Source organism: Pedobacter sp. (genome assembly GCF_035317785.1).
Taxonomy (GTDB): Bacteria; Bacteroidota; Bacteroidia; order Sphingobacteriales; family Sphingobacteriaceae; genus Pedobacter.
This window is the reverse complement of sequence record NZ_DATHGC010000159.1, coordinates 1-7329: the sequence shown is the minus strand read 5'-3', so window position 1 is coordinate 7329 and position 7329 is coordinate 1. Positions and strand designations below refer to the sequence as shown.

5 protein-coding genes are annotated in these 7329 nt (G+C 46.1%); all 5 read left to right on the top strand.

Translation table 11 applies throughout. The features are described 5' to 3' along the window. A partial coding sequence (locus VK541_RS09830; RefSeq protein ID WP_324369451.1) for an amidase family protein occupies window positions 1-235 on the top strand: 235 nt, incomplete at its 5' end. 21 nt (window positions 236-256) lie between these two features. Next, entirely contained in the window at window positions 257-1477 is a 1221-nt protein-coding gene (locus VK541_RS09825) for a lytic transglycosylase domain-containing protein (protein ID WP_324369449.1), read from the top strand. A gap of 136 nt (window positions 1478-1613) precedes the next feature. Continuing rightward, window positions 1614-3929 (top strand): NADP-dependent malic enzyme, encoded by a 2316-nt coding sequence (locus VK541_RS09820; protein WP_324369447.1) that lies wholly within the window; start codon window positions 1614-1616, stop codon window positions 3927-3929. A 3-nt stretch (window positions 3930-3932) separates the two neighbouring features. Continuing rightward, window positions 3933-4517 carry a Holliday junction branch migration protein RuvA gene (gene ruvA, locus VK541_RS09815; RefSeq protein WP_324369445.1) on the top strand — a complete coding sequence of 195 codons (585 nt, stop codon included), beginning with the start codon at window positions 3933-3935 and terminating at the stop codon, window positions 4515-4517. A gap of 7 nt (window positions 4518-4524) precedes the next feature. Beyond that, a partial coding sequence (gene sprA / locus VK541_RS09810) for a cell surface protein SprA (protein ID WP_324369443.1) occupies window positions 4525-7329 on the top strand: 2805 nt, incomplete at its 3' end.

The window sequence follows — 7329 nt, the reverse complement described above, 5'->3', positions numbered from 1 at the left end:
TGTGACTCCGACCCCTGCATTTAAAATAGGCGAAAATATGGATGATCCGCTGGTCATGTATATGGCGGATATATTTACGGTACTGGCATCGCTGACAGGAATTCCGGCCGTGGCCCTTCCATTGGGCAATAATATAGAAGGTTTGCCGTTAAGTATTCAATTAATGGCCAGACACTTCCACGAGGAAGTACTGCTGTCACTGGCTCATGAGTTTTTAAATGAGCCCGTAAATTAAAACCAAAACCAATACCGGCCTATGAACAAAAAAATACTCTCTGTATCCTATTGCATTCTGGCTTTGATAAGCTTTTCGGCGGTTGCCCGGCAACAAGTGCTTCCTTTGAACGATACTACTTCCGTACCGGAAGTGTTAGAACTGCCTAAGTTCAGCAATTACAATTATACATATAAAAACAGACTGGATTCGATCCAAAAGACTGTTCCCCTGAGTTATAACCAGCAGGTGCAGGATTATATCGACATCTATAGCGGCCGCAAGGATATGATGGGCAAAATGCTTGGCCTGTCAGATTATTACTTTCCCATCTTTGCCAAGGCTTTGAAGAGTTTCAATATTCCGGAGGAAATTAAATACCTGCCGATCATAGAATCGTCCATGAATCCTTATGCGGTATCACGTGTTGGGGCTACCGGACTTTGGCAATTCATGTTTGCAACGGCAAAAGGTTACGGACTGAACATGGACAATTTTGTCGATGAACGGAAAGATCCTGTACAGGCGAGCTATGCGGCGGCGGCCTACTTTAAGGACGCTTATGAAGAGCTTGGCGACTGGTTGCTGGCCATTGCTGCTTACAATTGCGGAATGGGTAATGTGAAAAGGGCAATGGAAAAATCCAATTCTATGGATTTTTGGGAACTGAGAAGATATTTACCAAAAGAAACCAGGAATTATGTACCGGCATTCATCGCTGCGGTTTATGTCATGAATTGTCCTGATAAGCATCAGATACAACGCGCATCCTCACCTTTTGAAAAATATACAGATACGATACAGGTGAACCATTTTGTGTCTATCCCTGCGCTGGCCGAGGCACTGGACATGGACCTGGATGTGTTGTGCAGTCTCAATCCTTCTTATAAAAAGAAGATTGTGAACGGGACGGAGACATCGCCCAAGCGGCTGGTCATTCCGAGGATCAGCCTTGAGGATTTTACCAGTATCTATGAGATTCTTAATGAGGATAGCGGCACCGGCAGTATGCGGGTGATCCTGGCCTCAAACAGCGACAGAAAAACTGTCAAAAAATCGCGGACAAAATCCAGACCTGCTTTCTTCTATCATAAGGTCTCATCAGGTCAAAATCTGGGTACCATAGCAAACAAGTATCATGTGGAGGTTCAGGACCTGAAGGTCTGGAATAAACTCCGGGGATCAACAATCGTTCCGGGACAAAAACTGAAAGTTTATGATACCGCCGGAGAGGGTAGTGCCCGCAGGGCGGAAAGGGGCTGATTGATCAGCTGTTTTTTCTGTTCACTTTGTTCATTTTGGCTGTAGGGAATAATTCATCAGACACATCTTCGTTCCTTTTTTTACTTTAACGGCTAATAAAAGAATTGTAACTTTGCCGCTTGACATTTGATCATTTATGAGTAAAATTAACAGGAAGCAGGATGCTTTAGATTACCACTCGCAGGGCAGGCCGGGAAAGATACAGGTGGTGCCTACCAAACCTACGAATTCTCAAAGAGATCTGGCGCTTGCTTACTCACCAGGTGTTGCAGAACCCTGTTTAAGAATAGCTGAAAATAAGGACGATGTTTATAAATATACCGCAAAGGGTAACCTGGTGGCGGTGATCAGCAATGGTACGGCGGTACTGGGCCTTGGAGACATTGGCCCGGAAGCCGGAAAGCCGGTAATGGAAGGTAAAGGTCTGTTGTTTAAGATCTTTGCAGACATAGATGTGTTTGATCTGGAGTTGGATACTAAAAATGTTGATGATTTTGTAAAGATTGTGAAAGCCCTGGAACCAACGTTTGGGGGTATAAACCTGGAAGATATTAAAGCACCGGAGTGCTTTGAAATAGAGCGCCGCTTAAAGGAGGAAATGAACATTCCTGTGATGCACGACGATCAGCATGGTACTGCCATCATATCGGCGGCGGCATTGCTGAATGCTTGTGAATTGCAGAAAAAGAAAATGGACAAGATCAGGATCGTGGTGAACGGCGCAGGTGCGGCGGCCATTTCCTGTACCCGTCTTTATGTTTCCCTGGGTGCTAAAAAAGAAAATGTGGTGATGTGCGACCGTTCTGGCGTGATCAGAGATACCAGGGATAACCTGGATGAGATTAAGGCTGAATTTGCAACATCCAGGAAACTGGATACGCTGGAAGAAGCGATGAAAGATTCGGACGTGTTCATTGGCCTGTCATCGGCCAATTGTGTAACTGCGGATATGCTGAAGTCAATGGCTAAAAATCCGATCGTGTTTGCCATGTCTAACCCTGATCCGGAAATAGCTTATGAGCTGGCTCTGGGTTCGCGTAAGGACCTGATCATGGCAACGGGGAGATCGGATTATCCGAACCAGGTCAATAATGTGCTGGGTTTTCCATATATATTCAGGGGGGCGCTTGATGTGCGCGCGACGAGCATCAATGAGGCCATGAAAATAGCTGCTGTAAGGGCGATTGCTGAGCTGGCTAAAAAGTCTGTTCCGGAAGCGGTGAATATGGCGTATAATCAGAATAACATTAAGTTTGGCAGGGATTATATCATTCCAAAGCCAATGGACATGCGGTTGCTGACGAACGTGTCTATCGCCGTTGCAAAAGCTGCTATTGAATCGGGTGTGGCCCGTAAGGTGATCAATGACTGGGATGCTTATGAAGAAGAGCTGAAGCGCAGGCTGGGTGGTGATGATGCCATTATGAGGGCCATTACCAATAAGGCAAAATCTGATCCTAAACGGGTTGTATTTGCGGAGGCGGATAATTATAAGATCCTGAAGGCGGCACAGATCGTTAAGGATGAAAATATTGCCATTCCTATTTTACTCGGAAATAAAAAGATCATTGAGAAGATCATTGAAGAAAATGCGCTGGAGCTGGATGGGGTAGAGATTATTGACTCGTTTGAAGAGCCGGAGCGTATGAATAAGTATGCTGAAGCTTTGTATCAAAAAAGGCAGCGGAGAGGTGTGACTTTGTTTGAAGCTACCAAACTGCTGCGTGACCGGAATTACTTCGGAGCGTTTATGGTAGAGTTTGGTGAGGCTGATGCAATGATCTCGGGACTGACCAAGAACTATGCGACTACGATAAAGCCCGCGCTGCAGGTGATCGGCACGGAACCAGGGGTAAACCGTGTGGCGGGTATGTACATGATGATGACCAAAAAGGGTCCTGTCTTTTTTGGAGACACTACTGTGAATGTTGACCCTACAGTTGAGGAACTGGTGGACCTGACCCTGCTGCTGGAGCGGGCGGTGAGCAAATTTAATATACAGCCAAGAGTTGCATTGCTTTCCTATTCTAATTTTGGTTCAAACGAAGGAATAGTGCCTGAAAAGGTAAGAAAGGCGGTGAAAATCCTGCACGATAAGCATCCGGAGATCATGGTCGACGGAGAGATGCAGGCAAATTTCGCGATCAATAATGACTTGCTAAATGACAATTTCCCATTTAGCCGACTGATCGATGCTCCGGCAAATACTTTGGTGTTCCCTAACCTGGAATCGGGTAATATTGCCTATAAGCTGCTGCAGGAACTTGGTGAGGCGGAGGCTGTGGGGCCTATTTTGCTGGGATTGAAAAAACCGGTGCACATCGTGCAGCTGGGCAGTTCGGTAAGGGAGATCGTGAACATGGTGACCATCGCGGTATTAGACGTGCAGGGGAAAGCACAGGATGCAAATCCAAAAAGAGGTAGTATATTGAAACGAATTTCTAAAAAGTAAGTTATGTACGAATATATAGATGGTAAACTGACCTTTAAATGCCCCGCATATATTGTTGTGGAGGCCGGAGGTATAGGTTATCACATCAATATATCATTAAATACTTACAGCAGCCTGGGCGATGCAGAACGCTGTAAAGTGTATGTCTGGCTGCATGTAAAGGAAGATGCCCACACGCTTTATGGTTTTGCAGATGAGGGAGAGCGCAGGTTATTTCTTCACCTGATCTCGGTATCGGGCATTGGCCCGAATACTGGACGGATGATGCTTTCGTCGATCACGCCTAATGAGATCCAGACTGCAATAGTGAACGCTGACCTTCCACTCATCCAAAGGATTAAAGGGATAGGCGTGAAATCTGCACAGAGACTGGTACTGGAGCTGCAGGATAAATTGAAAAAAGAAGGCTCAGGATCATTGATCGCGGCGCCTTTGAGAAGTACGGTAAAGGAGGAGGCATTGTCTGCTTTAATTATGCTGGGTTTTGCGAAGCCGGCGTCTGAAAAAGCGATTGATGGTGCGGTGAAAACAGGTGGCCAGGAACTGACGGTTGAACAAATGATAAAATTAGCCTTAAAACACTTATAACTTACCCTTGAAACACTTATTAACGCTAATTCTCTTTTTACTGATCTGCTTTGGCGGAAGCAGCGCCTTTTCGCAGGTTACCCCGCCAAGGAGCAGTAGTGATACGACCAAAAATCCCTTTAGTCTGAAGGAAAAACAGCGCCTGGGCATCAGGTCGCTGAAGAGTCCTTTTGCTCCCCTGCCAGATAACGTAAAACGTGAGGTGGAATATGATGCGGTCAATAAACGGTATGTGATCAGACAGCTGATAGGCGGCAGGATGTACGCACCGCCGCAGTACCTGACTGTGGAAGAATACCAGCGGCTGATCAGCAGTGAGATCAAAAGGGAAAACTGGCGGCAACTGTCTGACCAGGAGATCAATGATGTGAGACGGACTGGCATCATACCGAGTTTGCAGATCAACAGCAAGGCGTTTGAAAGGATATTTGGCGGTACTACTATTAATATACAGCCGAGAGGGGAAGCAGAGCTTACTTTTCTTGGCCGGATCAACAGGAATGAGAACCCGCTGTTTAATGAGCGTCAGCGTGTACAGGGAAATTTTGACTTTAACCAGCGCATCCAGATGGATGTGATCGGTAATATCGGGACCAAGCTGAAGGTCAACATGAACTACAACACAGAGGCTCAGTTTGACTTTGAGAACCAGATCAAACTGGACTATACCGGCGGAGAAGACGATATCATCAAGAAAATAGAGGCGGGAAATGTGAGTTTGCCGCTGAATACTACACTGATCAATGGTACACAGGCGCTTTTTGGAATAAAAACGCAATTGCAGTTTGGCAAGCTGATGGTGAATACGGTATTTACACAACAAAAATCGCAGTCTAAAGAAATCCAGATCAATAATGGCGCCCAGCAGAATGAGTACCGGATCAGTGCGGATAACTATGAGGCGAATAAGCATTATTTCCTTGCGCAGTATTTCAGGGACAATTATAACAGGGCGTTGTCAAATCCGCCTACCATTACTTCTGGTGTGATCATCACCAAAATAGAGGTATGGATCACGAACAAGGCGGGCAGTACGCAGGATTCAAGGGATGTACTTGGTTTTATAGATCTGGGTGAAAATAAGCCGTTTAACACTGCACAGATCAGTGGTGCCGGCTATTCGGCATTGCCTTCAGGTTTTAGTAACCCGCAATTTCCAAAACCTTCCAATAATTTGCTGGAGTTGCTGCCGCCGGATGCGAGGCAGACCAATTCCAATGCAGTAATCTCTTTTTTTCAGGCCAATAAGGGTACAGATAACTTTGCCAAATTAACTTATGCACGTAAACTGGCGGACAGGGAGTTTACCTTTCATCCTAAGCTGGGATACATTTCACTGAACAATGCACTGAACACCGATGAGGTGCTCGCAGTTGCTTACCGTTACACGGTCAATGGTGTGGAATATCAGGTTGGGGAGTTCTCTACTGATGTTCCCTTTGACCAGGCTGCACCAAAAGTGCTGTTTGCCAAATTGCTGAAGAATGAAACTACGAAGGTGAACCTGCCGACCTGGGACCTGATGATGAAAAACATCTACTCGATAGGTGGCTATCAGATCAGTTCGCAGAACTTTAAACTGGACATCTTCAGGATAGATGAAAAGACGGGTATAGAAAGGCCTGTAATTACCGAGGGCGAGAAACTTGATGTATTCAAAAAACCGCTGCGGGATAAATTGTGGATCCAGGTGGTAGGGCTGGACCGCCTGAACCAGCAGGATGAAGCGAAACCTGACGGAATCTTTGATTTCGAGGCAGAAAATAAGCCGTTTGGTGCAAATACGAACAGTTCGCTGGATGGATCATCCATGAATAACGGAAATATCAGCAATAGTGGTTCGAATACCAATGCGCTGCTGACCAATGCGACAAATGGTTATGTGACCATTGATCCGCTCAACGGCAGGATCATTTTGCCGCTTGTGGAGCCTTTTGGTAAAGACCTGGCCGACCAGTTTTTGCCATCAGAACAGGCGTTTAAGGACAAGTATACTTATACAGCCTTGTATGATTCTACGAAGGTGATTGCCCAGCAGCTGTTCCAGAAACAGAACCGGTATATCATCAAGGGAAGCTACCAGTCGGAAATCTCTTCTGAATTTAGTTTGAATGCGATCAATGTTCCGGAAGGTTCGGTGAAAGTTTTTGCCGGTACGATTCCTTTGCAGGAGGGCACAGATTATACGGTGGATTACCAGGGCGGGCGTGTGAAGATATTGAATACGGGGATCTTGCTTTCGGGACAGCCGGTCAGGATCTCTACCGAAAATAATGAGCTGTTTGGTTTGCAGCAGCGTTCGCTGTTTGGTACCCGGCTGGATTATAAGGTAAACAATAAGCTGAACCTGGGTGGTACATTTATGAACCTGACTGAAAAACCACTGACCCCAAAGGTAAACGTGGGTGAAGAACCGATATCCAATACGATCTGGGGAATGGATGTGAATTACAGTTCGCCTTCCAGATTCCTGACAAAGCTGGTGGACAAGCTGCCTCTGATCTCTACTAAGGCACCTTCCAGCCTGACCTTTTCAGGAGAGTTCGCCCAGCTGATTCCGGGGCACCCCAATGCGCTGAACTTCGGCGGCAAAAAAGGCGGGGTGAGTTATCTGGATGATTTTGAAGCCTCCAGGTCTGTAATAGACCTGAAAAGTGCGGTTGCCTGGCAGCTGTCGGGAACGCCGCAGTTGTTTCCTGAGTCGCAGGATATTGACAAATTGAGTTATGGATACAACAGGGCACGGATTGCCTTTTATAATATTGATCCTACTTTTTATAACAGGAATGCAAGTACGCTGCCTGCCAACCTG

Coding starts and splice junctions, on each gene's coding strand:
- VK541_RS09825 (WP_324369449.1), top strand. CDS start 257: ATGAACAAAAAAATACTCTCTGTATCCTATTGCATTCTGGCTTTGATA.
- VK541_RS09820 (WP_324369447.1), top strand. CDS start 1,614: ATGAGTAAAATTAACAGGAAGCAGGATGCTTTAGATTACCACTCGCAG.
- ruvA (WP_324369445.1), top strand. CDS start 3,933: ATGTACGAATATATAGATGGTAAACTGACCTTTAAATGCCCCGCATAT.